The sequence below is a fragment of the Kribbella sp. VKM Ac-2566 genome, from assembly GCF_004366005.1.
In the GTDB taxonomy this organism is placed as follows: domain Bacteria; phylum Actinomycetota; class Actinomycetes; order Propionibacteriales; family Kribbellaceae; genus Kribbella; species Kribbella pratensis.
Genome location: NZ_SODT01000009.1, coordinates 819,389 through 845,870 on the forward strand (window position 1 = coordinate 819,389; position 26,482 = coordinate 845,870).

Sequence of the window (26,482 nt, forward strand, 5' to 3'; positions counted from 1 at the left end):
CCTAGGTGTTCTCGATCCGTACTGCCCGAAGCTCCGGCCTGGCCGGTCCGTCGACGCCCCGCACCAGCAGCGTCAGTCCGGACCATCCCGGCGGGATCCACAGTACGTCGGGATCGCCGCCCGAGAACGCCGGCCGGTCACCGAGCCAGACGCGTCCGAGACACTCCCCGCCGGCCCAGCCGGTGATCCGGACCTGAGTCCCTTCCGGCCGCACCAGCACCCCATTCTCCAACGTTGGAAGCTCCACGTCGAGCCAGGCCTCCTCGCCTGGCGCGAGGGTCAGGGGGAGCTCGATCTCGGGCCCGGACTCGCGGCGGAGCGCGAACGCGGTCAGCAGTTCGTCGTCCTGTACGGCGCAGGTCCAGTCCACGATCGGGCCCAGTATGAGCAGCTCGGCACGGAGACCGCCGCCGCTCGGATTGTGCGGAACGGTGACGGAGATCTGCTGGGTCCCCGCGGGCAGGATCACCCACGGGTCCTCGGAGTGCACGGTGAGTGGCCGGCCGTCGTCCACAGTCACGGAGACGGGTTCGCGAACGCCTTCCAGATGCAGGGCCGCGGGCGTTTCGGTGTGGAGCTGGCGCGTGTAGGTGATCGGCGTGCCGACGCGCGTGCTGCTCCAGCCGGTCAGGCTCCGCAGCGGGGCCGGCTCGCCGGCCCACTGCCCGTGGACTGTCCAGAGCGCCGAGATGTCGCGCGTCTCGAGGACGTTCCACAGTGACCCGAGGCCGCGCAGCGCGCCGAGCCGCAGGGACGGCAGCCGGGTGTCGTCGAAGTTCGCGTGGCCCCAGATCTCGACGGTTGCCTGGATCTGTCCGGTGAGCCCGCGGACGTCGATGCGTTCCGTCGCACCGAAGGCCGCCAGCGTGTGGACGCGACCGCCGATCGACAGGTCCACGATGTCGGCGGCGCCCACGAGCAGCAGCTCGCCGGTCAGATCGGTGGCCGTCGTGTAGGTTCCGCGCCCGCGGTAGACGCCGAGAGACTCCAGCGTCGGCGGGAGCTCGTGAGTCCCCGCCGGCGTCGAGGGCGCGGCCGACGTACGTCGCCGGACGGTCACCGCATCGGAGACCTCGGAAACCTCGGAGACCTCGGGAACGTCGGTCTCCGGTGGCGGCTCGACGGTGACCACGACACCTTCGACGATCCGCGACGACCCGACCGGGATCTCCTCCGTGGTGCTGCCGATGACGACAGTCACCGGCACGGAGGAGCAGAACAGCAGGCCCTGCTGCTTCGTGTCCATCAGGTCGGCCGATGCCAGCCGGAGCGTGGTGTCGCCGAGCGGCAGGTCGAGCACCATCAGCGGGCACGAGTCCGCCGCCACCGCGACCGGGATTCCCGCGACGATCGCCTGTCCGTCCTCGGCGCCGAGGTTCGGTACGGCGACCAGTCGGCCACCGCCCTCCAGGTCCAGCACCGAGTGCGACGAGCTGGTCGGAAAGTCGGTGGTCACCTTGACCGGCTCACCCAGCTTCGCCGACGCGAGCCGTGGTCCGAGCGCCTCCAGCACCCAGGCCAGCGTCTGCGCCTGAGCGAATTCCGGTCGCTCCACTCCTGTGGACGACACATATCCACCGAAGTCGTAGCCGTGGCTCATGAAGTTTCCGGGCCGTCCCCAGTTCCCGCTCGACGGGGTGTAACCGAAATTCCATCCCGACGACTGCAGGTAGGGCGCGATCAGCGACGCACCACTCGCCAGCAGGCGCCGCAGCGTCCGGTGCCGCCGGTTCGTCTCGGTGATCAGCAGCGGCAGCCCGCGATCAGCGAGCAGCCGCGCGTACCGCCGTACCTCTTCCTCGATGAACGGCGAGTCGTCATCGGGGTAGAAGTTGCACGCCGGTACGACGCCTTCCACGTCGCCGGTGGCGCCGAAGAGATCTCCTTGCCCGGAGCAAGCAATCAGCGGTACGCCGAGACCGTGCTTCAGCGCCTGTTGACGCAAAGCGGTGAGGTACGCGGGCCGGTCCTCGCAGTCGAAGAAGTCGAGCTCGTTCTCCAACTGGACCATGATGACGGCGCCACCCGCGCCGTACTGACGCGCGGCCAGGATCGGCAGGACCTGATCGAACCAGTCCGTCACCTGAGCCAGGAACCGCGGCTCGTTCTGCCGGACGCGCAGCGCGGGGTCCAGCCCCAGCCACGCCGGCAGCGCACCGCCGTCCCACTCCGAGCAGATGTACGGACCGGGCCGGGCGATGACGTGCAGCCCGAGCTCGAACGCGAGATCCAGGAACGCAGCGACGTCACGACGGCCCTCGAACGACCAGCGGCCGGGGGAGAGCTCGTGGAAGTTCCACGGCAGGTACACGTCGACACACGTGTAACCGGACCGGTGGACCTGCTCGAGCCGTGCCCGCCACTGCTCCGGCGGCAACCGGAAGTAGAACAGCGACGCGCACAGCAGCACCCGCGGCTCGCCGTCGATCCGGATCCCGCGCGCGTCCATTTCGACCGTCACTTGACCCCCGCACTCCCGCCGCTGATGTCCATCTCGTACAGGTACCGCTGTCCCAGGTAGTAGACCAGGATCATCGGCAAGGTGAGCAGGATCGACCCGACCATCACCAGGTTCCACGGTGGCGCCTGCAGTGCTTGCGACGTACTGGTGATGTACTGCACGCCCAGCGCCAGCGGCATCTTGGTCTCGTCGTTGAGGTAGATCAACGGGCCCATGAAATCACCCCAGGTCGCGGTCAGGGTGAAGATACCGATCGCGATCAGCACCGGGGCGAGCATCGGCAGCATGATCCGGCGGTAGATGCCGAAGAAGCCGAGGCCGTCCACCATGGCGGCCTCGTCGATCTCGCTCGGCAGCCGGGACACGAACTGCCGGACCAGGAAGACGTTGAACGCGTTGGAGAAGAAGTTCGGCACGATCAGCGGCAGGAAGGTGTTCACCCAGCCGAGTTCCTTGAACAGGATGAACTGCGGGATCATCGTGATCTGCGCCGGGATCATCATGGTCGCCAGTACGACGATGAACAGCGCGTTCTTGCCCGGCGCCCGCAACCGTGCGAACGCGTAACCGACCAGCCCGCTGGACAGCATCTGCCCGATCACCGCGCCAGTCGAGATGATCACCGAGTTCAGCAGGAACCGCTGCATCGGCAGGTCGGTGCTGAACACCCGGGTGAAGTTGTCCCAGTGGAACTCGCGGGGGAGGATCGTGAAGGTGTTCGCGTTGACGGTCTGGTCGCTGGACAGCGCGATCGACACCACGAACACCAGCGGGACACACAGCACCGCCGACACGATGATCAACGTGGCATAGGTGAACGGCGTCGCCCGGAACACTCCCATGACCCGATCGCGGCTCGGGGTCCGCTCCGGTCCCGGCTGCGGCTCCTGCTGCGGTGGTGCGGCAGCGGAGATGACGGTGGCCATCACTTCACCTCGGTCTCGTAGAACACCCAGCGCCGGGCGGTGCGGAAGGCGAGCAGCGTGAACACCAGGATGACGGCGAACAACAGCCACGACAGCGCCGACGCGTAACCCATGTGGTAGAAGGAGAACGCCTCGTTGAACAGCAGCGGAACCATCATCTGGCTGGCGTTGTCCGGCCCGCCCTTGGTCAGGATGTAGACCTGGGAGAACACCTGGAACGCCCCGATCAGCCCCATGATCAGGTTGAAGAAGATGATCGGGGTCAGCTGCGGGAAGGTGATGCTCCAGAACTGCCGGAACGCTCCCGCACCGTCCACCTCGGCCGCCTCGTAGAGCTCCCGCGGGATGCCCTTCATGGCCGCGAGCAACAGGACGGTCGCGCCGCCGGCGCCCCAGACGGACAGCAGGATCAGCGCCGGTTTCACCCAGATCGATTCCAGCAGCCACGACGGGCCTGGGATGCTGAACACCCCGAGCACGTCGTTCAGCGGGCCGGACGGGGCCAGCACCATCTTGAAGATCATCGCCGTCGCGACCAGTGGCACCAGCGTCGGCAGGTAGATCAGCGTCCGGAAAACCTTGCGGAGGCGGACCTGCTTGTTCAGCAGGTTCGCCAGCCACAGGCCGATCCCGAGGCCGAGCGGCACCGAGATCGCGGCGTAGAAGAACGTGTTCCACAGCGCCTTCCAGAACACCGGGTCCTCGGTCAGCAGCCGGGTGTAGTTCTCCAGCCCGACGAACTTCGGCGGGGTGAACGAGTCCCAGTCGGTCAGCGAGATGTAGATCGACGCGATCATCGGCCCGAGCAGGAACACGACGAACCCGATGATCCACGGCGACGCGAACAGGTAGAACCACAACGCCTCGCGGCGGCGTAACCTCGACATCAGGCCGGCTTGACGATGGACTCGAGTCGCTTCTGGACCGCGGTCAGCGCGGTGCGCGCGTCCTGCTTGCCCAGCCAGAAGTCGGCCAGCCCGTCGTCGAACGCCTTCTGCATCTCGTTCCAGGCGGGGATGAAGGGCGCCCGGTAGACGAAGTCGCTGGACTCGCCGAACACGTTCATGTTCACCGGCTTGGTCATCCAGGCCGGCTTCAGGAACGCCTGGCTCTTCTGCACCTCGAGGTTGGCCGGCACGTCCTGGCCGGTGGCGATGATCTGCTGCTGCGCCTCCGGCGAGGTGAAGAAGTCGATCGCCTTGAGGGCGGCATCCGGGTTCTTCGCCGTCCGGGAGACTGCCAGGCCGCTGCCGAACGCGGTCACCGCCTGCTGCTTGCCCTTCCACAGCGGCGCGATGTCCCACTCGATCTTGCTCTTCGCCAGACCGCCGATCGCCCAGAACCCGGTGGTGTTCACCGCGACCTTGCCATTGGCGAACGCCTGGTCGCCGCCGACGTCCGCGCCCATGTCGGCGTACTGCTTCTTGGTCGGTACGACGCCGTGCTTGAACACCAGGTCGCCGGTCCATTGCAAGGCCTCGATCACCTCGTCGGTGGCGACCGCGGGCTTGCCGCTGTCGTCGATGATCTTGCCGCCGTTCTGGTACACGAAGCTCCACCACTGCGCCCACCAGCCGCCGCCGGCATAGCCCCACTGCTTACCCGGAACGGTCAGTTCCTTGAACGCGCCGAGCGCGTCGTCCCAGGTCCAGTCCGCGCTCGGCGCCTTGATGCCCTTGGCGTCGAACAGCGTCTTGTTGTAGTACACGATCATCGCGCCGGAGCGGTCCGGGATCGCGTAGACCTTGTCCTGGTACGAGTACAGCTTGCCGATCGAGCCGAACCGCTTCTCCAGGTCGATCCCGGCCTTCGACGCCAGCTCGTCCAGCGGCAGGAGTTGGTTCTTGCTCGAGTAGACGTTGACGCTCTCGGCCACCTGCATGATGTCGGGGCCCTTGCCGCCGGCAATCATCGTCTGGACCTTCTGCGCGTACCCGTCACCCGGGATCAGCTGCAGCGTCACCTTCAGTTCGGGGAACTTCTTGACCAGCAGGTCGATCCGCTTCTGGTACGCCGTCTTGTCGGCGTCTCCGCCCCACACCGCCATCACCAGGTTGGCGGCGGTGGCGTTACCCGACGTACTGCCCTTGGCGTCACTGTCCGCACCGCACGCGGTGAGCGTGACGACACCCGCGGCCAGACTCATCCCGAGAAATCCCCGACGCGAAACCTGCGCCTTGTCCATCGCCATCGCGCTGACCTTCCCTACGTGTTGAACCCTGAGGATTTGTGTTGATCCCTGAGGGTTTGGGTGCCGGTTAAACTAATCATTGGAATAACCCTTGGCAAGACCCCGATCCTTGAAATGCCAAACCGTGACCGGGGGCTTCCGGGGCCAGTGCGCTGGCCTGCGAGGGGAATCATTCGCAACCCGGTGTTTTGCACCTGTACAGTTCAGCCGTGACCGAACCTGTGATCCTGGCCGACGTCGTCCGTAGCGACTTCGTCGAAGGCCACCACCGCGGCTCCGTCGTCGTGACCAATCCCGACGGCACCGTCGACTGGTCCGCCGGCATCGTGGACCAGCCGATGTTTCCACGCTCGTCCAACAAGCCCATGCAGGCCCTTGGCATGCTCCGCAACGGCCTCCCGCTGACCGGCAAGCTGCTCGCGCTCGCGGGTGCCTCGCACTCCGGTGAGCAGTTCCACGTCGACGGCGTACGGCAGATCCTCGCGACCGCCGGCCTCGACGAGACTGCGTTGCAGACGCCGGTCGCGTACCCGCTGGACGACGACACCCGGGACGCCTGGGTCAAGGCCGGTCACGGCAAGGAGCGGGTCGTGATGAACTGCTCCGGCAAGCACGCCGCGATGTTGCTGACCAGCACGCTCAACGACTGGGATCTCGAGACCTACCGCTCGCCGGATCACCCGCTGCAGAAGGAGATCCGCGCCGCGATCGAGGACGCCGCGGGCGAGAAGGTCTCGTACGTCGCGATCGACGGCTGCGGCGCGCCGATCTTCGCGCTCACGCTCTCCGGCCTGGCCCGCTCATTCGGGCTGTTCGCGGCGGCGGCCACGGACGCCCAGGAGGGCCGCATCGCCCAGGCGTTCCGCGAGTACCCGGAGTACGCCAGCGGAAGTACACGCGACGAGGCCGAGCTGATGCGAGCCGTCAACGGCCTGTTCTGCAAGGCCGGTGCCGAGGGCGTGTACGCCGTCGGTCTCGCGGACGGCACCGGTATCGCGCTGAAGCTCGAGGACGGTACGCCGCGCGCTCGCAAGGTCGTGATGGCGGCGACCCTCCAGCGCCTCGGCATCACGAACGAGACGATCGAGAACCACCTCCACTTCGACCTCACCGGCGGAGACAACGTGGTCGGCGCAGTCCGTCCGCACGCACCGACGTTCGCCTGACCCCAGCCCCGTCGTTCCGGAAAGGCGGTCACCCGCGCGCGACACCCGGTGTTCCTAAGGTGGATGTGTGGATGAGGCGATCGTGGTCGGAGCCGGGATCGGCGGAGTGGCAGCCGCAGGGGCGTTGAGGCGGGCCGGGTGGCGCGTGCGGGTGTTGGAGAGTGCGCCCGAGCTGGGCGAGGTCGGCGCAGGCCTCGTGGTGACTGTCAACGGACAACGGGCGGCCGAGGAGCTCGGTGCCGCGGAGCGGATCCGGCGGAGTGGGTACGACGTGCGCGCGGCCGGGACCCGGCGGTGGGACGGGAAATGGTTGCTCAAAGCGCCTGATGGTGGTGACACCGGGATGATCGGGATCCACCGGCAGCGGTTGCACCAGGCGCTGGTCGAGGCGCAGGACGCCGACCTCGTGACCGGTGCTCGGGTCACTGCGGTCGAACCCGGAGCGGTGGGTGGTGAGCGGGCTCGGGTGAGGTGGGAGTCGGCGGACGGGACTCACAGTGCGCGGGCCGATCTGGTGGTCGGTGCGGACGGGATCCGCAGTACGACCAGGAACGCCTTGTTCTCCACGCGTCTGCGCTACAGCGGCTTCAGTTGCTGGCGTGCGGCGACACCCGACACCACGGTCGACGACCGGTTCGCGATGACGTGGGGGCCGCGCGCCGAGTTCGGGGCGCTGCGGATCAGCGCCGACGAGGTCTATTGGTACGGGTACGTCGCGATGCCGAGCGGCCGGCCGATCGGGGACGAGGTGCGGGCGGTCCGCGAGTACTTCGCCGCGTGGGCTCCCGACGTACGGGCGTTGACCGAGACGACGGACGAGGTGATCCGGCACGACGTGTGGGTGCTGGAGCGGCCGCTGCCGCGGTACACGATCGGGCGGACCGTGCTGATCGGAGACGCGGCGCATCCGATGCTGCCGACACTCGGGCAGGGCGCGAACTCGGCGCTCGAGGACGCGGTGACGCTCGGGTTGGTGATTCCGGCCGGTGGCGAGCTGGCGGCCGGGCTGCGGGAGTACGAGTCGCAGCGGTACCGGCGTACGCAGAGGATTGTCAGCCGGTCGGCGTGGATGGGGCGGACGGGCGCGGAGGTCGGTCCGCGTGGTCAGTGGTTGCGAAACGCGATGCTGCGGATCACCCCGCCACGGGCCGCGCTCAGGAACGGCACACGGATCTTCGACTGGACTCCGCCCGGGTCATTTGGCACGCAAGCGGTCGACCGCGGGTGAGGCGATCGGAAGCGGGGCGGTCGGCGCGGGCAGGTCGTAGCCGGCGTACAGGCGGGTGCGGATCGCCTCCAGGGGGAAGGTCTCGCGGTAGATCGCGAGTTTGACGGTCACCCCCTCCAAGGTTGCTCTGAGCAACATCTCCTCGACGGCCGGGTCGGCGGCGCCGCGGGCCGCGAACACGTCGCGGATCGCGTCCTCGACCAGCGACAGCCGGCCGGATTTGGCCTGCTCGACGCGGGCGAACACGTCGTGGGTGGTCGGCTGCATCATCAGCGTGATCGCGAGCCGCTGGATCGGGAGCGTGGTCGCGGCCGCCATCAGGGCGCCGTCGATGATGCCGGCCAGTCGTTCGTCCGGAGTTCCCTGGATGTTCAGGATCCCCGCGATGCCGTCCAGCCAGCGGTCCAGGAGCTCGGCGGCCAGTTGTTCCTTGGTGGCGAAGTAGTACGAGACCAGGCCGCGGGAGACGCCCGCGGCGGCGGTGATGTCGGAGATCGACGCGGCCTCGTAGCCCTTGGCGGCGAAGGTCTCCAGCGCCGCGGACAGGATGCGTTCCCGGGAGCGCTCCCGCAGCTCCCGGTTGACGGTCGCCGATCGCGGCACTGATTCCTCTCCCGGTCGAAGCCTGAAGCGCCGGGCAACCCCCCATTCGCGTGCCCGGCGCCTCGGGCTGACCCCCCGTTGTTCCGGCCCCTCCCCAGGCGCCGTTTATAGACTGGACGTCCAGTCAACAAACGTCAAGCATCTTGCCGTTTTCTGGACACGAGCCGTGACGGGTAGACTGAAAGGGCTGCGCCCTGTGTCGAGTGGCACGTGAAACCAGCCGTAGCCACCGCCTACACACCCTCTGATGACTGGAGCGCTCCTTCATGCCTGTCCGTAACGACCTGCGCAACGTCGCGATCGTGGCCCACGTCGACCACGGGAAGACCACCCTCGTCGACGCGATGCTGTGGCAGTCCGGCGCCTTCGGAGCCCATCAGCACGTGGATGAGCGGGCGATGGACTCCGGCGACCTGGAACGTGAGAAGGGCATCACGATCCTCGCCAAGAACACCGCCGTACGGCACAAGATGGCCAACGGCGAGCAGATGACGATCAACATCATCGACACCCCCGGTCACGCCGACTTCGGCGGCGAGGTCGAGCGCGGCCTGTCGATGGTGGACGCGATCGTGCTGCTGGTGGACGCCTCCGAGGGCCCGCTGCCGCAGACCCGGTTCGTGCTCCGCAAGGCGCTGGCGCGGCAGATGCCGGTGATCCTGGTGGTCAACAAGGTCGACCGTCCGGACGCCCGGATCTCCGAGGTCGTCGACGAGACGTACGAGTTGTTCCTCGACCTGCTCGACCACGACGCCGACCAGTCCGCCCTGGACTTCCCGGTCGTCTACGCCTCGGCCCGGGCCGGCCGCGCCTCGCTGAACCAGCCTGCCGACGGCGATATGCCGGACTCCGAGGACCTCGAGCCGCTGTTCGAGACGATCCTGAACAACGTGCCCGCCCCGGAGTACACCGAGGACGCGCCGCTGCAGGCGCACGTCACCAACCTGGACGCCTCGCCGTTCCTCGGCCGGCTCGCGCTGGTCCGGGTGCACGAGGGCACCCTGAAGAAGGGCGCGCAGGTCGCCTGGTGCCGGCACGACGGCACGATCCAGAAGGTCAAGATCACCGAACTGCTGGTCACCGAGGCGCTCGAGCGCGTCCCCGGCGACTCGGCCGGCCCGGGTGACATCGTCGCGATCGCGGGCATTCCGGAGATCATGATCGGCGACACCCTGACCGACCCCGAGAACCCCAAGCCGCTGCCGTTGATCACCGTGGACGAGCCGGCCATCTCGATGACGATCGGCACCAACACCTCGCCGCTGGCCGGCCGGACCAAGGGCACCAAGGTCACCGCCCGCCTGGTCAAGGACCGGCTCGACCGCGAGCTGGTCGGCAACGTGTCGCTGAAGGTGCTCCCGACCGAGCGCCCGGACGCGTGGGAGGTTCAGGGCCGTGGTGAGCTGGCGCTGGCCATCCTGGTCGAGCAGATGCGCCGCGAGGGCTACGAGTTGACCGTCGGCAAGCCGCAGGTGGTCACCCGCGAGATCGACGGCAAGCGGCACGAGCCGGTCGAGCGTCTGACGATCGACTGCCCCGAGGAGTACCTCGGTACCGTCACCCAGCTGCTCGCGGTCCGGAAGGGCCGGATGGAGCAGATGACCAACCACGGCACCGGCTGGGTCCGGATGGAGTTCCTGGTCCCGGCCCGCGGGCTGATCGGGTTCCGCACCGAGTTCCTCACCGACACCCGTGGTACCGGCATCGCGCACCACGTCTTCGAGGGGTACGAGCCGTGGTTCGGCGAGCTGCGTACGCGGCCGTCCGGTTCGCTCGTGTCCGACCGGGCCGGCGCGGCCACGTCGTACGCGATGATCAACCTGCAGGAGCGCGGCACCATGTTCGTGGAGCCGGCCACCGAGGTGTACGAGGGCATGATCGTCGGCGAGAACTCGCGCTCGGACGACATGGACGTCAACATCACCAAGGAAAAGAAGATGACGAACGTCCGCTCGAACGCGGACGAGTTCGAGAAGCTGGTGCCGGCCCGCAAGCTGTCGCTGGAGCAGTCGCTGGAGTTCTGCCGCGAGGACGAGTGCGTCGAGGTCACGCCGGACGCGATCCGGATGCGCAAGGTCGCCCTCACCCAGATCGAGCGCGCCAAGCTCGGCCGTAAGTCGAAGAGCTGATGATGCTGGAGCGTGCCGTGATCGACGGGCTGTTCCCGAGTGACCTCCCCGGGCCGCAGTACTGGGAGGACCGGTATCCGCAGCGGGAGCTGCCCGAGGGGGCGAAGGTCACGCGGCTCGGCCCGTCGCCGACCGGGTTCATCCACATCGGCGGCGTGTACGTCGGGATGATCGACCGGGACATCTCGTCGAACACCGGCGGGGTGTACCTGGTCCGCGTCGAGGACACCGACCAGTCGCGGGAGGTCGAGGGCGCGCTCGAGCAGTTCGCGCGCGCGTTCGAGTACTTCGGTATCAGCTCCGACGAGGACAAGGACCACGGTGCGTACGGGCCGTACCTGCAGTCCGAGCGCGAGCAGATCTACCTGACCTACGTGCGGCACCTGCTCCGGCAGGGCAAGGCGTACCTGTGCTTCGCGACGAAGGACGAGCTCGCCGACATCACCTCCCGCCAGCAGGCGTCCAAGGTCCCGACCGGGTACTACGGCAAGTGGGCGACCTGGCGCGACGCGGACCCGTCCGCCGTCGCGGCCAAGCTCGCGGAGGGTGCGCCGTACGTCGTGCGCTTCCGGACGCCGGATGACGCCGACGGGCAGCGGACCAGCTTCGTCGACGCGATCCGCGGGCGGCTCGAGCACGAGGCGAATCGCAACGACGCGGTCATCCTGAAGGCGTCGGACCAGTCGCCGCGACTCCCGACGTACCACTTCGCGCACGCGGTCGACGACCACCTGATGCGGGTGAACCTGGTGATCCGCGGCGACGAGTGGATCTCCTCGGTGCCGCTGCATCAGCAGCTGTTCGCGGCGCTGGAGTTCGAGCCGATCACCTACGCGCACATCGCGCCGCTGATGAAGCAGATCCCGGGCGGCAAGCGCAAGCTGTCGAAGCGCAAGGATCCCGAGGCGGGCGTCGACTTCTACATCGGCGCCGGCTACCCGGCCGACGCGGTCCTGTACTACCTGCGCGGCCTGGCCAACGGACGGCTCGCGGAGCTGCCGCTGGCGGAGGCCCTGACGACGCCGATCGACCTCAGCCTGTGCGGGGTCGCCGGTCCGTTGGTCGACCTGGTGAAGCTCGAGGACATCAGCGCCGACCACATCGCGACGCTGAGTGGACAGCAGATCCTCGACGCGGTGCGCGCCTGGGCCGTGGAGTACGACGCGGAACTCGTTCCCGTGCTCGACAAAGAGAAGGACCTCGCGCTGCGGGCGCTCGCGGTCGAGCGCGACGGCGTCGAGAACCCGCGCAAGGACCTGCGGAAGTGGTCGGACTTCCGGCCGGCGTACGGCTTCTTCTTCACCGAGCTGTTCGTCCCGGTGGACGGGCCGGCCGACGAGCGGCTGGTTCCGCTCGGCGTCGCGGCGGACGTCGTCACGGCGTTTGCGGCGGATCTCGTGGCGAACTACGAGCATCTCGGCGACCCGCAGGCGTGGTTCGACCAGATCCGTACTCTCGCCGGCAAGCACCGGTTCGCGCCCAACGCCAAGGAGTACAAGAAGGATCCGGAGGCGTACGTCGGCTCGATCCGCGAGGCCTCGCAGCTCGTGCGCGTCGCGATCACCGGCGCCACCCGCAGCCCCGATCTGCACGCGACCGCGCAGGCGCTCGGAGCTCCTGAGGTCCTGCGCCGGTTGCGCGCGCTGGCCTCGTAGAGCACGAACTGGAAACGGTGGCTGACGGAGCGTGCCCTGGGCTCCGTCGGTGTGATACACCATTGCTCGGCCACTGGTGGGGCAGAGGTCGGGGGAAGAAAGTTTTGATTCGTTACCAACCAGACGTGAAGTACCGACGTCTGTTCTTGTGGAAGCACTCTTTGGGGGAAGGACAAGGGAAACATGGGGATTCTGCGTAAGATCGGCGCTACCCTGACGGCCGCCGCGTTCGTGGGCGTCGGCGCTCTGTCGGCGACCACTTCGGCCGAGGCCGCGCCTCAGGTTACGGCGTCGGCGCAGAAGTCGACGACGGCTCCGGCTCCGGTGGGTCTGCCGCCGAAGGCGGCGGTCAAGACCACCGCTGCGACGTCCACGAGCAAGCTCATCGCCAAGTCCAGGATCGACCGGCGGTGCCTGACCAAGGGCCGGGTCCTCTGCATCAACAAGAAGACCCGCAAGCTGGTGTACCTCGTGAACGGCAAGCCGATCCAGGTCATGGACGTCCGGTTCGGCGCGATGAAGACGCCGACCCGCAGCGGCGTCTTCAAGGTCTACCGCAAGTCGAAGAACCACGTCTCGTCGCTGTACCACTCGAAGATGCCGTACGCGATGTTCTTCAGCGGCGGTCAGGCCGTCCACTACTCGTCGGACTTCAAGGCTCGTGGCTACAACGGCGCGTCGCACGGCTGCGTGAACGTCCGCGACAAGAAGAAGATCGCCTGGGTGTTCTCCCGGGTGCACGTCGGCGACAAGGTCGTCGTCTACAGCAAGTGAGCTGATGTTCGGACCAGCGGCCGGGGAGCTACTCCCCGGCCGCTGTCGCGTTCCGGAACGCCTTGTACAGCCGCGGCTCCACCAGACAGAAGGTGCCTTGGGCAACATTGGTCGGCGTACGTCGCAACGTCCGGACGGCGATGTCCGCGGCGGACTGTGCGGGCCACCCGTAGATCCCCGCCGAGACGGCGGGCAGCGTCATCGTCCGTACGCCGAGCTCGTCCGCGATCCGCAGCGCGTTGCGGTAGCACGACTCGAGCAGCGCCGGATCCCGTTGTCCCGCGGTGTAGTTCGGCCCGACCACATGGATCACGTACGTCGCCGGTAGTGCGCCGGCCGTGGTCCACACCGCCGTACCCGTGGGAGTGCCGTTCGGGTACCGCTCGATGAGCTCCGCGAGGATCTCGCGGCCGCCCGCCCGGTGGATCGCCCCGTCGACACCACCACCGCCCCGCAAGGCGTGATGAGCGGCGTTCACGATCGCGTCCGCGGGCACCGTGGTGATGTCCGCCGTGCTGAGTGCGATCTCCATGTGGAGTTCCCTCCGGTACGCTGAGGGGCCAACCGAAACGTCAGTGGGGACGTCCTACAAGTGTAGGAACGGGGCGACCGAAGGGGTGTCCGATGCGCGGGCTGTTGATTCGCAAGGTGCTGAGCGGGCTGGTTGCGGGAGGCGCGATTGCTGCACTCCTGAGTTCCGGAACGACTGCGACCGCGGCCCCGCAGGACCTGAAGACGGTGCCGTTCGAGGTCAGCGGGGAGCTGCCGATCTACCCGAAGGCGCTGTGGAAGAACGGCTCCAGCGGGACGAACGTCCGCAAGGTCGAGGCGCGGCTGGTGCAGCTGAAGCTGCTCGAGAAGCGCTACCTGGACAACGAGTTCGGGACCATGACCCGGTCCGCGGTGAAGAAGTTCCAGAAGTCGAAGGGCATTCCCCAGCTCGGGTACCTCGACCAGTTCACCTGGGACCAGTTGGTGAAGGTCACGCATGAGCCGACCCAGACCGAGCTGTACCCGCCGGTGCCGGTGGTGAACGGCAAGAAGCTCGACGCGCGCTGCGCGACCGGGGTGGCGCTGTGCATCGACAAGACCACCCGCAAGCTGCGGTACGTCGTCGACGGTGTGGTGAAGATGCAGATGGACGTCCGGTTCGGCGCAGTGAAGACCGCGACCCGGGAAGGCAGCTTCACGGTCGGCTGGAAGAGCCGCAACCACGTCTCGAAGCTGTACGACTCGGCGATGCCGTACGCGATGTTCTTCAGCGGCGGCCAGGCCGTGCACTACTCGTCGGACTTCGCGGCCCGCGGGTACAACGGCGCGTCCCACGGCTGCGTGAACGTCCGCGACCTGGCCAAGATCAAGGTCCTCTTCGGCGAGGTCCACGTCGGCGACAAGGTCATCGTCTACCGCTCGTAGTTCTTACAGGGGGCGGGGGCCTCGGCGCCGGCGGATGGCGCCCCAGCCACCGCGGCCACGGCCGGTGGCGGCGCGGAGAGCGGGACGGGCGTCCACCAGGTACACGGCGGAGGCGACGATGCCGATCAGGCCGAAGAAGCTCAGCCAGCCCTGGAACACCTGACTCAGCGTGAACACCACCAGGATCAGCACCCAGCCTGGCTTGGTGAGCTTGTCGGCGGCGATGAACACCGCCCGTGGCCGGAAGACCGCGTCGGCGAGCGCGACCAGCTTGATCGCAAGCAGCACCCACCAGATGACCGACAGCGGATCGTCGAACCCGGGGATCAGGCTCCGGAAGGTGATCATGCTACGAGCCTAACCGACAGACCGGGCGGCCCACCTCTGCTCAGTCGCAGCTGTGGACCGCCCGGTCCCAGGATTCACCCGGAGGTGGGTGAGTCATTACTGTCTGTCGTGACCAGGAAGCTCAGTCGCCGACCTTGTCCGCGGCCGACTCGGCAGCCTTGGCGGCGGCCTTCGCGGTCTTGCGGGCGCTGGTCGCGGTCGCCTTGACGTTGCGGGTCGCGCTCGTGGCGGTCTTCTTCGCGGTGGTGCGAGTGGCCTTGGCCTTGCTCACCGTGGTCTTGGCGGTGCTGACCAGGTCCTCGGTGGCCTGCTGGTGGCGGATCCGCTCGACCAGGTCCTTGCCGCGGCCGGCCAGGTCCTCGTAGGTCTCCTCGGCCTGGCCGAGGACGGTGGTGAAACCGGCCTGCGCGGTCTTCGGGAGCTCACGCAGCTTGGCCGGGGCGGTGCGCGCGTCGGCGACGATCGCCTCGAAGCGCTTGGTCAGCTCGGCCTGCGCCTTGGTCAGCTCCTTGGTGAGCCCCTGAGTGAGCTCGGTCTGCAGGTTCTTCTGGTCGAGCTTGGCGAACCGGGCGGTCACGTCCTCGCCGACGGCGCGGACCTTCTCGACCGCGAGGTCGCCGGCGCCGGCGATCGCGTAGAACGGGGTAACAGGCGTACGGGTAGCCATCAGGCTTCTCCTCGGGTGTTTTCAGCAGGTTCGTTCAGTCGGTGCTGCGTTTGCGAGCCGTGGACTTCTTCGCTGGGGGCTCTTCAGGGGTGTTCTCGCGGACGAACGACGTGTAGACGTCCAGCAGCACGCGCTTCTGGCGCTCGGTCAGTGCGGGGTCGAGCAGGACGGCGTCGACCACACCCGTGCCCTGCCGGCCGCCATCGGCGTCGTCGTCCGGATCGAGAATGCCGGCCCGTACGTAGAGGGTCTCCGCGGAGATCCGCAACGCCTTCGCGAGTTGCTGCAGTACGTCGGCCGACGGCTTCCGCAGGCCGCGCTCGATCTGGCTCAGGTACGGGTTCGACACTCCGGCCAAGTCGGACAACTGCCGCAACGACAGCTGCGCGTGCCGCCGCTGCTCGGCGAGGTACTCCCCGACGGAGCCCACCGCCCCAGCCGCCCGATCACTCAACTTGGCCATACCCTCAGTGTGCTAGCAAGCTGCTTGCAATTGCAAGCACCCACCCCGTGAGCCGCCTCACTCGTGTCCCGGGCAACTGGCTCAGGACTCGCGGTGGACCTTGTGCTGGGCGGCTTGGGCTCGGGGGCGGACCGTGATGCGGTCGATGTTGACGTGGGCTGGGCGAGTCGCGATCCAGGCGACGATGTCGGCGACGTCCTCAGAAGTCAGGGGCTCCCGTACGCCGGCGTACACGGCGTCGGCCTTGGACTGGTCGCCGTTGAAGCGGGTCAGGGCGAAGCCTTCGCTCCGGACCATGCCGGGGGCGATCTCGCTGACCCGGACCGGCTGGTCGTACAGCTCCAGGCGGAGCGTGTCGACGACGGCCTTCGCGCCGTGCTTCGCGGCGACGTACCCGCCGCCGCCCTCGTACGCGACCTGGCCGGCCGTCGACCCCATCACGATGATCGTGCCGCGCCCGGCGATCAGTGCCGGAAGCAACGACTTGGTGACCGCGGCGACCGCGATCACGTTCACCTCGTACATCCGCCGCCAGGCGTCCAGATCGGCGTCGGCCACCGGCTCCAGACCGAACGCCCCGCCGGCGTTGTTCACCAGCACCTGCAGCTCGTCCCCGACCGCCGCGGTGAGTGCGGCGACGTCCTCGGCGGACGTGACGTCGCACTGCACCGCGCGGCCGTCGATCTCCTTGGCCAGCGCCTCGATCCGGTCCAGCCGCCGCGCGGCGCAGATCACCTCGAACCCCTCACGGGCGAGGTACCGCGCCGACGCGGCCCCGATCCCGCTGCTAGCACCCGTCACCACGGCCAACCGACGATCGCTCGAAGTCATACCCCAAGTTTCTCAAAAGCCTCGGTGTGCTCGGCCGGGAGTCTCACGGGCCGTCGGGCTGACGCGATCACTCCGGCGAGCGCGACCAGACTCACCGCCAGGAACCCGCCCAGCAGACCAAGCGTCTGTACGTCGGGGTGGATCAAAGCCTGCCCGCGGAACGCCTGCACCGCCACGGTGATCATCACGCCGGTGTACCCGAACGCCGCGACGCCGACCAGGCGGTGGCGGACGCGCTCCGGCCGCAGCCACTCGACCCGCGCGGCCAGCACGCTCAGCGCGAGGACCGTCAGCAGCAGGAAGTGGATCGCGTGCAGTCCGACGAAGTGCGGGATCCGCAGATCGCCACCGACAGTGCTCCAGTTCGTCAACGGCATACCAGGGCCGCCCGCCTCGACGCCGATACCGTGGCTGCCCGCCAACGTGACCGGGTGACCGTACGCGTCCGTGACCTCTTGACGCTGACCCTGCGAGCCGACCAGGTAGAACGCGAGCGCCATACCGGCGACCGCCAGCCCGATGCCGACCCGGATCGCCCGGTTCAGCGGCGCGTCGCCGATCCGCTGGAACAGCAGCATGATCGCGACCACCAGACTGGCGCCGAACAGCCCCATGACCCCTGACATGAAGACCTTCTGCCCGACCTGGTTGAACGTGTCGGAGTTGTCGTTGAAGTGGCTGAACGTCCCGCGCGCGGCCTGTACGGCGATGAACCCGACGTCGACGATCCCGGTGATCGCGAACACGGTGCCGGTCCACCAGCCGAAGCGTTTCGCCTTACGCAGCTTGGAGAGCAGCCACGCGAGCGTCGCGCCGTACAGGACGAACGACAGGCCGAACTTGAACGGCTTGAGCCACACGGACTCGTGGAGGATCTCCCGGCCGTCGACCGCGAGACCGATGCCGGCGGTCAGGACGAGACCGGACATGGCAAGCACCATCAGCATCAGCGGGCGATGCCAGGACTTCACTTCTTCGAGGACTGTACGCATGTGTTCAATGCTTTCGGCGGACGGCCCGGACCACAGTGGGCCGAGTCCGCCAATGGGGGTGGACGTAGACCCACCAAACGTCACGCCTGGCGGGTCGGTAGCGCGATGATCTGGCGGAGGTTGACCTCCCGCCGCCGGCTCACCGTGAACGTGACGACGTCGGCGATGTCCTCCGCGTGCAGCGCGCCGATCTGCTCGTTCATCGAGGCGATCAGCTCCTGGCCCGAGGCGTCCAGGTGCGTCGCCAGTTCGGTGTCGGTCAGCCCGGGCTCGAGGTTCGTCACGCGGACGTCGTACGGCGAGAGGTCGGCGCGCAACGATGCGGACAGGTGCGTCAGCGCTGCCTTCGTCGCGCCGTAGACGGCGTACCCGGGGAAGACGACGTGCGCCCCGATCGACGAGATGTTCACCAGGTCGGCGGTGCGCCCCGCCTCGGCTGCCGCGATCAGGTCGGGCGTGAAGGCCCGGACCAGTCGCAGTACGCCGGTCAGGTTGGTGTCGATCATCCGGGTCCAGTCGTCGAGGCGCCCGTCGGCGATCGGCGCGGCCAGCATCACGCCCGCGGCATTCACGACCAGGTCGACGGTGCCGAGCCGCTCGTGGATCCGTGCGACTCCGGCGTCCGCGGAGTCCTGCGAGGTGACGTCCAGGCCGACGCCGAAGGTCCGCGGTCCGAGCTTGCCGGCCAGGTCGTCGAGGCGGTCCTGCCGCCGCGCGACCAGCGCGACCGCGGCGCCGGCCTCGGCCAGTTGGGTCGCGATCGCGGCCCCGATACCGCTCGCGGCGCCGGTGACCACTGCCTTGCGAATCTGTAGATCAGTCATGTCACCGATCGTGGAGCGGTCGCGGAGGCTTACCCAGTGGTCTGCTGAGCCTGGTTCTGCCAGGACCAGGTTGCGGTTCCGGGCGGCCTGGATACTGGAGGGCATGGATCGTCGCGCGGAGCTGACCGAGTTCCTCACCTCACGCCGTGCGCGGGTGCGGCCCGAGGACCTCGGCATCAAGGTGTACGGCGGGCGACGCCGAGTCCCCGGCCTGCGCCGCGAGGAGCTCGCCCAGGCCGCCGGCGTCAGCGCCGACTACTACGTCCGCCTCGAACAAGGCCGCGCCGACAACGTGTCCCAGGAGATCCTGGACGCCGTCGCCGACGTCCTCAAGTTGACCGAGGACGAGCAGAAACACCTTGCTCTGTTGGCGAAACCGGCTCGTCGGCGGGCGAAACGGCGTACGCCGCAGCGGATGCGACCCGGCCTGCAACGGCTGCTCGACTCGATGACCGACGTACCGGCGTTCGTCCTCGGTCGCCGAATGGACGTCCTGGGGTGGAACCGGCTCGCCGCGGCCCTGATCGCGGACTTCGACAGCATGGACCCCAAGGACCGCAACGTTCCGCGGATGGTCTTCCTCGATCCGGCGTCGCGCGACTTCTACCCGGACTGGGACGCGGTCGCGGAGGAGACCGTCGGCTACCTGCGGATGTACGCCGGCCGCTACCCGGACGACCCGGAACTCGCCGAGCTGATCGGGGAACTGTCCATCCGGAGTCCTGAGTTCCGCGTGCTGTGGGCACGGCACGACGTGAAGGACAAGACCTTCGGGACGAAGACGCAGCACCACTCACTCGTCGGCGACATCACGGTGGGGTACGAGACCCTGCAGCCTCCCGGCGAGCCGGACCAGCTGCTGGTCACCTACACCGTCGAGCCCGGGTCGCCGTCCGAGCAGAATCTGCGGCTGCTGGCCAGCTGGACGGCGGCGGATAGGGAGAAGTCCCGATTCCCGGCCGAAGCCCCGGAGTTACCCTGACCGGGTGACCGATTCCCCCGACCGTCCACTCCGGCGGGTTGCGATGATCAGCCTGCACACCTCACCGCTCGACCAGCCGGGGACCGGGGACGCCGGCGGGATGAACGTGTACGTCGTGGAGCTCTCCAAGCAACTGGCCGGCCTGGGGATCGAGGTCGACGTCTTCACCCGGGCGACCGCCTCGGCGCTGCCGGCCCGGGTCGAGCTGATGCCCGGCGTGATGGTCCGCAACGTCGCCGCCGGCCCGTACGAGGGCCTGACGAAGAACGAGCTCCCCGCCCAGTTGTGCACGTTCGCCCGTGCCGTCCTGCGCGCCGAGGCGATCCACGAGCCCGGCTGGTACGACGTGATCCACTCGCACTACTGGTTGTCCGGCCAGGTCGGCCTGCTCGCCCGCGATCGTTGGGCGGTCCCACTGGTCCACACCATGCACACGATGGCCAAGGTGAAGAACGCCAGCCTCGCGGACGACGACGTACCCGAGCCGCCCGCGCGGCTGATCGGTGAGGAGCAGGTCGTCGAGGCCGCGGATCGGCTGCTGGCCAACACCGACGACGAGGCCCGCGAGCTGATCGACCTGTACGGCGCCCGGCCCGCGAAGGTCGGGGTGGTGAATCCGGGGGTCGATCTGGAGCTCTTCGGTCCCGGCTCGCAGATGGCCGCGCGACAGGAGGTCGGGTTGCCGGCCGATGCCGTCGTACTGGCGTTCGTCGGCCGGATCCAGCCGTTGAAGGCGCCCGATCTGCTGATCCGGGCGGCGGCGCGGATGCTCGAGCGGGACCCGTCGCTGCGGTCGCGGCTGGTGGTCGCGATCATCGGCGGGCCGTCGGGCAACGGGATGGAGCACCCGGAGTCGCACGCCGAGCTGGCGCGGGCGCTCGGGATCGACGACGTGACCCGGTTCGTGAAGCCGATGGAGCGCGCGCGGCTGGCCGACTGGTACCGGGCGGCGTCCGTCGTGTGTGTCCCGTCGTACTCGGAGTCCTTCGGGCTGGTCGCGCTGGAGGCCCAGGCCTGCGGTACGCCGGTGGTCGCGGCGGCTGTCGGCGGTCTGAGTACGGCGGTGCTGGACGGGCGGACCGGGTTCCTGGTGCGCGGGCACGCGGTGGACGACTTCGCCGACGCGCTGGCGCGGATCGCGACGGATCCGGCCGTCCGCGAGAGCATGAGCCACGCGGCGGTCGGGCACGCACGGGGGTTCGGCTGGGAGCTGACCGCGCGGAAGACGCTGGCGGCGTACCGGACCGCCGCGGACACGATGGCGACGGAGATCGCCGCGGAGGTAGCCGGGTGAGAGTTTCTGCGGCGGACGTGATCCGCCAGGTGCTGACCGAGAACGAGCTCGAGTTCACCGAGAGTGAGCCGGGCGTCTTCAGCGCGGACCTGCCGGGGGAGCGGAAGCTGAAGACCACCGTCTCGCTGACGGTCGGCGCGCAGGCGGTGCAGGTGCACGCGTTCGTCGCGCGGCACCCCGACGAGAACCACGCGGCCGTGTACCGGTGGCTGCTGGAGCGGAACCTGAAGATGTACGGCGTCGCGTTCGCCGTCGACCACCTGGGTGACATCCACCTGGACGGACGGGTCCCGCTGCACGCGATCACACCTGGTGAGGTCGATCGTTTGCTCGGGGCGGTGCTGGAGTACGCCGACTCGTCGTTCAACACGATCCTCGAACTGGGGTTCGCGTCGTCGATCCGGCGTGAGTACGAATGGCGAGTGTCGCGCGGCGAGTCCACCCGGAATCTGGACGCGTTCAAGGGCTGGCTGGAGCCTCGATAGCATGCGGGTATGACCTATCGCCTGATCCTGCTCCGCCACGGCCACAGCGACTGGAACGCCAAGAACCTGTTCACCGGCTGGGTCGACGTCGACCTGAACGCCCAGGGTGTCGAGGAGGCGCACCGCGGCGGCCAGTTGCTGCTGGAGCGTGAGCTGCTGCCCGACGTACTGCACACGTCGGTGCTGCGCCGCGCCATCCGGACCGCGAACATCGCGCTCGAGGAGGCCGGGCGCCAGTGGATCGACGTACGGCGCTCCTGGCGGCTGAACGAGCGGCACTACGGCGGCCTGCAGGGCAAGGACAAGAAGCAGACCCTCGAGGAGCTCGGCGAGGAGCAGTTCATGCTCTTCCGCCGCTCGTACGACACGCCGCCGCCGGCGATCGAGCGCGGCTCCGAGTACGACCAGGCCGGCGACCCGCGGTACGCCGGGCTCCCGCCGGAGATCCTGCCCGCGACCGAGTGCCTGAAGGACGTTGTCGAGCGGATGCTGCCCTACTGGTACGACGCGATCGTGCCGGACCTGCGCGCCGGCAAGACCGTCCTCGTCACCGCCCACGGCAACTCACTCCGCGCCCTGGTCAAACACCTCGACAACCTCGACGAGAAGACCATTGTCGGCCTGAACATCCCCACCGGTATCCCCCTGTACTACGAGCTCGACGACAACTTCAAGCCCGTCACCCCCGGCGGCGAATACCTCGACCCCGCCGCAGCCAAGGCCGCCATCGAAGCCGTCAAGAACCAGGGCCGCTGAGCTCCTCGAGGTCGAGCGTGCGGAGGTAGTCGAGCCTGTCCCGCAGCTGGGAATTCTGGGCGACTACCTCCGGACTGCCTTCGAGCAGCGCAAGCTCGGACCGCTGCAGATACTTCATGTGCTGGTCCACGGCCTCGAGATGCGCACGCAACTCGAGGCCGCTCAACGCTGACACGTCGGTGTTGACCAGGCGGTCGGTCAGGGATTCGTCGGGCATGGGGTGAAGATACGCGCCCGGCAGAAGTGGTGGTTACTCGCCGCGCATCGGGTCGTAGTGGTAGCCCATGCGTACGGAGTTGACGCCGTTGAAGACGACGCCGGGGATCTTGCCGTAGCCGGTGAGGGCGGTGGCTGCGCCGTTCGCCTTGCTCATCGCGTAGAGCGTGCCGGTCTGGGTGTTGTTGTCGACGCCAACGATCAGGACGCCGCCGCGGGTGCCGCAGTTCTCGACGACCAGCGACTCGAAGTTCTGCCAGCCGCCGGACCGGATCCGCTTGAGGACCGGCTTGGTGGAGGCGGCGACCGGGATCCGCACGGTCCAGAGCGCGCCGGCGGTCGTGGTCATCAACAGGGTGTCGTAGGTCATGGTCTCGCTGATGACCGTCATCGTCTTGAAGCCCTTGAAGCCAGGGAACGAGCCGAGGCCCCTGATGACGCCGCGGACGATCGAGTACCGGTACAGGCTGCCGTTGCTGTTCAGGCCGTACAGGTACGCGTGGCTCGGGCCGTCGACGCTGTCGTTCGACGTGGCGATGGTCTTGAAGCTCGTCCAGCCGCTGCCGACCTTCTTGAAGGTGGCGACCGGCGGGCGGTAGGGGTACACGTAGGTGGTGTGCCGGTACAGGTTCCCGCCCTGCAGCAGCAGGCCGTAGTAGTAGAACTGGGTGCCCGCCGCGTTGGCGGCCATGTACCAGGTCGCGTTCGCGCGGGTGCCGACGAACTTGAACGACTCGTACGGCGCACCCTGCGGCGGCTTGCCGGCGATGACGTCGGCTGCCTCCATGGTGCCGGCCGCGGTCGGGTAGCCGGTCGAGATCCCGCAGGCCTCGGCGGCAGCCTTCGCGGAGTTCGACTGCTTGGTCAGGTCGGCCCACGGCTTCGGGTCGGTCTTGCCGGCGTTGGCAGGCGCAGAAACGACCGACGCAGCGAGCAGGCCCATCCCTGCCATCGCGAGGGCGAGTCGTTGCATTCGCATAGCGAATCCTCTTTCACGAGATGTCTTCTCGGGGGCGGATCCCGAGATCGGGTCACTTCCCGTCCCATCGCGCGCCGCACACCTGGCGTTACATCGATTACCGAACGTCATCAGATCGAGATCCACCGCGTGCCGCAGGCGTGTGCTTTTACCTCAGGTCCACGGGACAAAAAAGTAGCCCGCAGCAACTTTCTGGTTGCTGCGGGCTACTTGTCGAACGTCAGTTGCCGTTGGGGTTGGGGGCGGAGGCGCCGGCGCCGGAGCCGGCGGCGGTGCCGCCGATGGCTACCGGGAGTTCGCCGGTGACGAGGTAGACGACGCGGCGGGCCATCGCGACCGCGTGGTCGGAGATGCGCTCGTAGTAGCGGCTGAGCAGCGCCATGTCGACGGCGACCTCGACGCCGTGCGGCCACTCCTCGTCCATCATCAGGCGGAACTGGTTCGAGCGCAGCTTGTCCATCTCGTCGTCGCTGGCCTCGAGCCGCCCGGCCGCCTCGACGTCGCGGGACGCGATCACGTCGCCGGCGGCGTCGACCATCTTCCCGGCCACGGACCCCATCGACTCGATCACGTCGTGCAGTTCGGCCGGGATCGCCGGGGCCGGGTACCGCATCCGGGCGATCTTCGACACGTGCGCGGCCAGGTCGCCCATCCGCTCCAGGTCGGCGACCATCCGCAGCGCGGCGACCAGCATCCGCAGCTCGTTGGCGACCGGCGACTGCCGCGCCATCAGCTCGAAGACCTTCTCCTCGACACCCTCACCGGCGGCATCGAGCTGGATGTCGGCCGCGATGACCTCTTCGGCCTTGCGGATGTCCGCCTCCAGCAGGGCCGACGTCGACCGGCGTACGGCGGTGGACACCGTCCGCGTCATCCGCTCCAGCTCGGCGAGGATGTCGTCGAGCTGCTCGTGGTACGTGTCACGCATGGTGTTCGAATCCGATCTGTGGTGTCCGGTGCCGCGGAGGGGACCAGCACGGTACCCCGCCCACCGGTGACCGTATGCCGTCGAGGTTGCCGGATGGCGACGAGTGGTGAACGACCGATGAACAGTTAGGTCGTGTCCCGGTCATCCGGTGCTCATTCGGTCTTTCCCTGCTGGTCGCCCGCGTAGCATCGTTGCCGTGGACCCCACGCTGGCTGCGGTGCTGGGCGGCGTCATCGGCGCGGCCCTGGCTCTGCTTTCGCTCGGCGCGATGATGCTTTCCGAGCGGGCCCAGCGAAAGATCCCGGAGTCCCCGGAGCCTGCGGTGCCGTCGGGCGTCGCCACGGTGCTGTCGGTACTGCGGTCCTCGGCGGTCGTGATGGGACCCGAGGACCAGGTGCTGCAGGCCAGCGCCCCCGCGCACGTGCTCGGCATCGTCCGCGGTGAGCGGCTCGTGGTCGACGACATCCTGACCATGGTTCGCCAGGTCCGCCGCGACGGCGAGATCCGCCAGCAGGACCTGGAGATCGTCCGGGGCCGGCTGGGCGCAACGCAGTACGTCAGTGCCCGGGTGGCGCCGCTGGGCAGCCAGCTCGTACTGGTGCTGGTCGAGGACCGTACGCGCGAGCGCCGCCTGGACGCGATCCGGCGGGACTTCACCGTCAACGTCAGCCACGAGCTGAAGACCCCGGTCGGCGCACTGATCCTGCTCGCCGACGCGGTCTCGGAGGCGTCCGACGACCCGGAGGCGGTGCAGCGGTTCTCGGACCGGATGCGGATCGAGGCCTCCCGGCTGAGCCGGCTGGTCAAGGAGATCATCGAGCTGTCCCGGTTGCAGGGCGACGACCCGCTGGAGAACCCCGGCCCGGTGGACATCAACGGGGTCATCGAGACCGCGGTGGACCGCTGCCGGATCGACGCCGAGGACCGGGACATCAAGATCGTGGTGAAGACCGAGCCCGAGCTCGAGGTGCTGGGCAGCGAGGACCAGCTCGCGATGGCGATCGGCAACCTCGTCGAGAACGCCATCAACTACAGCCCGGACGGCACCCGGGTCGCGGTTGCCGCGCACCCGATCGGGGATCTCGTCGAGGTCACCGTGTCCGACCAGGGCGTAGGCATCCCGAGCAGCGACCTGGAACGCGTGTTCGAGCGCTTCTACCGGGTCGACAGGGCCCGCAGCCGGGAGACCGGCGGCACCGGTCTCGGCCTCTCGATCGTCAAGCACATCGCCTCGATCCATGGCGGCGACGTACGGGTCTGGAGCGTCGAGGGCCAAGGTTCCACCTTCACCGTGAGACTCCCGTTGCGGCTCGAACCCGCACCGGGCCAGACCGACTCCACCAGCCAGGAGGAGCCGGCCGTTCCCCTGACGCCTACCCCGTCAGGTCAGAAGACAAAGGAGACAGCTTCGTGACCCGAGTGCTGGTCGTCGAAGACGAAGAGAGCTACAGCGACGCGCTGTCGTACGTACTGCGCAAGGAAGGGTTCGAGGTCGCCGTCGCGGAGACCGGGCCGGACGCGCTGGACGAGTACGACCGCGCCGGTGCGGACATCGTCCTGCTCGACCTGATGCTGCCGGGTCTGTCCGGCACGGAGGTCTGCCGGGCGCTCCGCAGCCGGGGCAACGTCCCGGTGATCATCGTCAGCGCCAAGGACACCGAGGTCGACAAGGTCGTCGGGCTCGAGCTCGGCGCGGACGACTACGTGACCAAGCCGTACAGCCCGCGGGAGCTGCTGGCCCGTGTCCGCGCCGTACTGCGTCGCGGTCAGGACGTCGAGCTGCTGCCGGACACCCTCGAGGCCGGTCCGGTCCGGATGGACGTCGAGCGGCACGTGGTGACGGTCTCCGGGACCGAGATCCGGCTCCCGCTGAAGGAGTTCGAGCTGCTCGAGATGCTGCTGCGGAACACCGGCCGGGTGCTCACCCGCGGTCAGCTGATCGACCGGATCTGGGGCGCCGACTACGTGGGCGATACCAAGACCCTGGACGTGCACGTGAAGCGGTTGCGTTCGAAGCTCGAGAAGGACCCGTCGAACCCGCAGCACCTGGTCACCGTGCGTGGCCTGGGCTACAAGTTCGAGTCCTGAGTCACACTCCCGCAGGTCGCCATGGCCTGTGGGGTTAGCTTAGGCTCTCCTTAGTTGAGGCAATCTAAGGAGAGCACTAC

27 protein-coding genes are annotated in these 26,482 nt (G+C 68.2%); 12 read left to right on the top strand and 15 right to left on the bottom strand.

The window, feature by feature from the left end; all coding sequences use genetic code 11:
* Window position 1: 1 nt before the first annotated feature.
* The 4 genes from EV647_RS15425 to EV647_RS15440 are packed head-to-tail and all read right to left on the bottom strand — an operon-like array spanning window position 2 to window position 5,578.
* Window positions 2–2,461, bottom strand: coding sequence for a beta-galactosidase (locus EV647_RS15425; protein WP_238177227.1), 2,460 nt, complete (start codon window positions 2,459–2,461; stop codon window positions 2–4).
* A complete protein-coding gene (locus EV647_RS15430) occupies window positions 2,458–3,387 on the bottom strand; it encodes a carbohydrate ABC transporter permease (RefSeq protein ID WP_134003269.1) in 930 nt (309 codons plus the stop codon). The genes EV647_RS15425 and EV647_RS15430 overlap by 4 nt, the downstream gene beginning before the upstream one ends.
* Window positions 3,387–4,274: a carbohydrate ABC transporter permease gene (locus EV647_RS15435; RefSeq protein WP_133787217.1), complete on the bottom strand. Its 888-nt coding sequence runs from the start codon at window positions 4,272–4,274 to the stop codon at window positions 3,387–3,389. The genes EV647_RS15430 and EV647_RS15435 overlap by 1 nt, the downstream gene beginning before the upstream one ends.
* Window positions 4,274–5,578, bottom strand: a complete 1,305-nt coding sequence (locus EV647_RS15440; protein WP_134003271.1) for a sugar ABC transporter substrate-binding protein — start codon at window positions 5,576–5,578, stop codon at window positions 4,274–4,276. The genes EV647_RS15435 and EV647_RS15440 overlap by 1 nt, the downstream gene beginning before the upstream one ends.
* A 209-nt stretch (window positions 5,579–5,787) precedes the next feature.
* Between EV647_RS15440 and EV647_RS15445 the strand changes: the two genes are divergently transcribed.
* On the top strand, window positions 5,788–6,744 hold the full coding sequence (locus EV647_RS15445; protein ID WP_134003273.1) for an asparaginase: 957 nt from the start codon (window positions 5,788–5,790) through the stop codon (window positions 6,742–6,744).
* Between the two features lie 67 nt (window positions 6,745–6,811).
* The gene (locus EV647_RS15450; RefSeq protein ID WP_134003275.1) at window positions 6,812–7,972 is read left to right on the top strand and encodes an FAD-dependent monooxygenase; all 1,161 of its coding nucleotides are present in this window, start codon (window positions 6,812–6,814) and stop codon (window positions 7,970–7,972) included.
* Here the strand turns inward: EV647_RS15450 and EV647_RS15455 are convergent.
* A complete protein-coding gene (locus tag EV647_RS15455; RefSeq protein ID WP_134003277.1) occupies window positions 7,940–8,575 on the bottom strand; it encodes a TetR/AcrR family transcriptional regulator in 636 nt (211 codons plus the stop codon). The genes EV647_RS15450 and EV647_RS15455 overlap by 33 nt on opposite strands.
* A gap of 266 nt (window positions 8,576–8,841) precedes the next feature.
* Here EV647_RS15455 and typA point away from each other — a divergent pair, with 266 nt between their 5' ends.
* The 3 genes from typA to EV647_RS15470 all read left to right on the top strand — a co-directional run bounded on the left by typA (window position 8,842) and on the right by EV647_RS15470 (window position 13,133).
* Window positions 8,842–10,704, top strand: a complete 1,863-nt coding sequence (gene typA / locus EV647_RS15460) for a translational GTPase TypA (protein WP_134003279.1) — start codon at window positions 8,842–8,844, stop codon at window positions 10,702–10,704.
* Window positions 10,704–12,359, top strand: a complete 1,656-nt coding sequence (locus tag EV647_RS15465; protein WP_238177228.1) for a glutamate--tRNA ligase — start codon at window positions 10,704–10,706, stop codon at window positions 12,357–12,359. Before typA ends, EV647_RS15465 begins: the two co-directional genes overlap by 1 nt.
* Before the next feature lie 183 nt (window positions 12,360–12,542).
* Entirely contained in the window at window positions 12,543–13,133 is a 591-nt protein-coding gene (locus EV647_RS15470; RefSeq protein WP_134003281.1) for a L,D-transpeptidase, read from the top strand.
* A 28-nt stretch (window positions 13,134–13,161) separates the two neighbouring features.
* Here the strand turns inward: EV647_RS15470 and EV647_RS15475 are convergent, their stop codons facing one another.
* Window positions 13,162–13,665 (bottom strand): macro domain-containing protein, encoded by a 504-nt coding sequence (locus EV647_RS15475; protein ID WP_134003283.1) that lies wholly within the window; start codon window positions 13,663–13,665, stop codon window positions 13,162–13,164.
* 92 nt (window positions 13,666–13,757) lie between these two features.
* On the opposite strand from EV647_RS15475, the gene EV647_RS15480 reads away from it, so the two are divergent.
* Window positions 13,758–14,549 carry a L,D-transpeptidase family protein gene (locus EV647_RS15480; protein ID WP_134003285.1) on the top strand — a complete coding sequence of 264 codons (792 nt, stop codon included), beginning with the start codon at window positions 13,758–13,760 and terminating at the stop codon, window positions 14,547–14,549.
* 3 nt (window positions 14,550–14,552) lie between these two features.
* Here the strand turns inward: EV647_RS15480 and EV647_RS15485 are convergent, their stop codons facing one another.
* The 6 genes from EV647_RS15485 to EV647_RS15510 form a co-directional block, all read right to left on the bottom strand.
* Window positions 14,553–14,897 (bottom strand): DUF2516 family protein, encoded by a 345-nt coding sequence (locus tag EV647_RS15485; protein WP_131460606.1) that lies wholly within the window; start codon window positions 14,895–14,897, stop codon window positions 14,553–14,555.
* Between the two features lie 121 nt (window positions 14,898–15,018).
* Window positions 15,019–15,564 carry a hypothetical protein gene (locus EV647_RS15490; RefSeq protein ID WP_134003287.1) on the bottom strand — a complete coding sequence of 182 codons (546 nt, stop codon included), beginning with the start codon at window positions 15,562–15,564 and terminating at the stop codon, window positions 15,019–15,021.
* Between the two features lie 34 nt (window positions 15,565–15,598).
* Window positions 15,599–16,027 (bottom strand): helix-turn-helix domain-containing protein, encoded by a 429-nt coding sequence (locus tag EV647_RS15495; protein ID WP_134003289.1) that lies wholly within the window; start codon window positions 16,025–16,027, stop codon window positions 15,599–15,601.
* An 81-nt stretch (window positions 16,028–16,108) separates the two neighbouring features.
* Complete coding sequence (locus EV647_RS15500) at window positions 16,109–16,858, bottom strand: SDR family NAD(P)-dependent oxidoreductase (protein WP_134003291.1); 750 nt, start codon at window positions 16,856–16,858, stop codon at window positions 16,109–16,111.
* Window positions 16,855–17,850 (bottom strand): hypothetical protein, encoded by a 996-nt coding sequence (locus tag EV647_RS15505; protein WP_134003293.1) that lies wholly within the window; start codon window positions 17,848–17,850, stop codon window positions 16,855–16,857. Before EV647_RS15505 ends, EV647_RS15500 begins: the two co-directional genes overlap by 4 nt.
* Window positions 17,851–17,930: 80 nt before the next feature.
* Entirely contained in the window at window positions 17,931–18,674 is a 744-nt protein-coding gene (locus EV647_RS15510) for an SDR family oxidoreductase (RefSeq protein ID WP_134003295.1), read from the bottom strand.
* A 103-nt stretch (window positions 18,675–18,777) separates the two neighbouring features.
* Between EV647_RS15510 and EV647_RS15515 the strand changes: the two genes are divergently transcribed.
* Genes EV647_RS15515 through EV647_RS15530 form a run of 4 tightly spaced genes read left to right on the top strand, consistent with a single transcriptional unit; the run spans window position 18,778 to window position 22,191 of the window.
* Window positions 18,778–19,656: a helix-turn-helix transcriptional regulator gene (locus EV647_RS15515; RefSeq protein WP_134003297.1), complete on the top strand. Its 879-nt coding sequence runs from the start codon at window positions 18,778–18,780 to the stop codon at window positions 19,654–19,656.
* A gap of 43 nt (window positions 19,657–19,699) precedes the next feature.
* A complete protein-coding gene (mshA, locus tag EV647_RS15520; protein ID WP_134004385.1) occupies window positions 19,700–20,950 on the top strand; it encodes a D-inositol-3-phosphate glycosyltransferase in 1,251 nt (416 codons plus the stop codon).
* Complete coding sequence (locus EV647_RS15525) at window positions 20,947–21,435, top strand: YbjN domain-containing protein (RefSeq protein WP_134003299.1); 489 nt, start codon at window positions 20,947–20,949, stop codon at window positions 21,433–21,435. The genes mshA and EV647_RS15525 overlap by 4 nt, the downstream gene beginning before the upstream one ends.
* A 9-nt stretch (window positions 21,436–21,444) precedes the next feature.
* A complete protein-coding gene (locus EV647_RS15530; RefSeq protein WP_133787231.1) occupies window positions 21,445–22,191 on the top strand; it encodes a phosphoglyceromutase in 747 nt (248 codons plus the stop codon).
* Here EV647_RS15530 and EV647_RS15535 read toward each other — a convergent pair.
* The 3 genes from EV647_RS15535 to phoU all read right to left on the bottom strand — a co-directional run bounded on the left by EV647_RS15535 (window position 22,172) and on the right by phoU (window position 24,314).
* Entirely contained in the window at window positions 22,172–22,408 is a 237-nt protein-coding gene (locus tag EV647_RS15535; RefSeq protein WP_134003301.1) for a hypothetical protein, read from the bottom strand. The two genes, EV647_RS15530 and EV647_RS15535, sit on opposite strands and share 20 nt — an antisense overlap.
* Before the next feature lie 33 nt (window positions 22,409–22,441).
* Window positions 22,442–23,386, bottom strand: coding sequence for a hypothetical protein (locus EV647_RS15540; protein ID WP_134003303.1), 945 nt, complete (start codon window positions 23,384–23,386; stop codon window positions 22,442–22,444).
* A gap of 220 nt (window positions 23,387–23,606) precedes the next feature.
* A complete protein-coding gene (phoU, locus tag EV647_RS15545) occupies window positions 23,607–24,314 on the bottom strand; it encodes a phosphate signaling complex protein PhoU (RefSeq protein WP_134003305.1) in 708 nt (235 codons plus the stop codon).
* Window positions 24,315–24,510: 196 nt separating this feature from the next.
* Here phoU and EV647_RS15550 point away from each other — a divergent pair, with 196 nt between their 5' ends.
* Together EV647_RS15550 and EV647_RS15555 are read left to right on the top strand one after the other, a co-directional pair.
* Entirely contained in the window at window positions 24,511–25,728 is a 1,218-nt protein-coding gene (locus EV647_RS15550; RefSeq protein WP_134003307.1) for a cell wall metabolism sensor histidine kinase WalK, read from the top strand.
* Entirely contained in the window at window positions 25,725–26,402 is a 678-nt protein-coding gene (locus EV647_RS15555; RefSeq protein WP_133787236.1) for a response regulator transcription factor, read from the top strand. The genes EV647_RS15550 and EV647_RS15555 overlap by 4 nt, the downstream gene beginning before the upstream one ends.
* The last annotated feature ends 80 nt before the right edge of the window (window positions 26,403–26,482 follow it).

What these genes read in the sequence shown, in the direction of transcription:
- EV647_RS15430 (WP_134003269.1), bottom strand. Translation starts at nt 3,387, where the DNA reads ATGGCCACCGTCATCTCCGCTGCCGCACCACCGCAGCAGGAGCCGCAG.
- EV647_RS15435 (WP_133787217.1), bottom strand. Translation starts at nt 4,274, where the DNA reads ATGTCGAGGTTACGCCGCCGCGAGGCGTTGTGGTTCTACCTGTTCGCG.
- EV647_RS15440 (WP_134003271.1), bottom strand. Translation starts at nt 5,578, where the DNA reads ATGGCGATGGACAAGGCGCAGGTTTCGCGTCGGGGATTTCTCGGGATG.
- typA (WP_134003279.1), top strand. Translation starts at nt 8,842, where the DNA reads ATGCCTGTCCGTAACGACCTGCGCAACGTCGCGATCGTGGCCCACGTC.
- EV647_RS15465 (WP_238177228.1), top strand. Translation starts at nt 10,704, where the DNA reads ATGATGCTGGAGCGTGCCGTGATCGACGGGCTGTTCCCGAGTGACCTC.
- EV647_RS15470 (WP_134003281.1), top strand. Translation starts at nt 12,543, where the DNA reads ATGGGGATTCTGCGTAAGATCGGCGCTACCCTGACGGCCGCCGCGTTC.
- EV647_RS15475 (WP_134003283.1), bottom strand. Translation starts at nt 13,665, where the DNA reads ATGGAGATCGCACTCAGCACGGCGGACATCACCACGGTGCCCGCGGAC.
- EV647_RS15480 (WP_134003285.1), top strand. Translation starts at nt 13,758, where the DNA reads ATGCGCGGGCTGTTGATTCGCAAGGTGCTGAGCGGGCTGGTTGCGGGA.
- EV647_RS15485 (WP_131460606.1), bottom strand. Translation starts at nt 14,897, where the DNA reads ATGATCACCTTCCGGAGCCTGATCCCCGGGTTCGACGATCCGCTGTCG.
- EV647_RS15490 (WP_134003287.1), bottom strand. Translation starts at nt 15,564, where the DNA reads ATGGCTACCCGTACGCCTGTTACCCCGTTCTACGCGATCGCCGGCGCC.
- EV647_RS15495 (WP_134003289.1), bottom strand. Translation starts at nt 16,027, where the DNA reads ATGGCCAAGTTGAGTGATCGGGCGGCTGGGGCGGTGGGCTCCGTCGGG.
- EV647_RS15500 (WP_134003291.1), bottom strand. Translation starts at nt 16,858, where the DNA reads ATGACTTCGAGCGATCGTCGGTTGGCCGTGGTGACGGGTGCTAGCAGC.
- EV647_RS15505 (WP_134003293.1), bottom strand. Translation starts at nt 17,850, where the DNA reads ATGCGTACAGTCCTCGAAGAAGTGAAGTCCTGGCATCGCCCGCTGATG.
- EV647_RS15510 (WP_134003295.1), bottom strand. Translation starts at nt 18,674, where the DNA reads ATGACTGATCTACAGATTCGCAAGGCAGTGGTCACCGGCGCCGCGAGC.
- EV647_RS15515 (WP_134003297.1), top strand. Translation starts at nt 18,778, where the DNA reads ATGGATCGTCGCGCGGAGCTGACCGAGTTCCTCACCTCACGCCGTGCG.
- mshA (WP_134004385.1), top strand. Translation starts at nt 19,700, where the DNA reads ATGATCAGCCTGCACACCTCACCGCTCGACCAGCCGGGGACCGGGGAC.
- EV647_RS15530 (WP_133787231.1), top strand. Translation starts at nt 21,445, where the DNA reads ATGACCTATCGCCTGATCCTGCTCCGCCACGGCCACAGCGACTGGAAC.
- EV647_RS15535 (WP_134003301.1), bottom strand. Translation starts at nt 22,408, where the DNA reads ATGCCCGACGAATCCCTGACCGACCGCCTGGTCAACACCGACGTGTCA.
- EV647_RS15540 (WP_134003303.1), bottom strand. Translation starts at nt 23,386, where the DNA reads ATGCGAATGCAACGACTCGCCCTCGCGATGGCAGGGATGGGCCTGCTC.
- phoU (WP_134003305.1), bottom strand. Translation starts at nt 24,314, where the DNA reads ATGCGTGACACGTACCACGAGCAGCTCGACGACATCCTCGCCGAGCTG.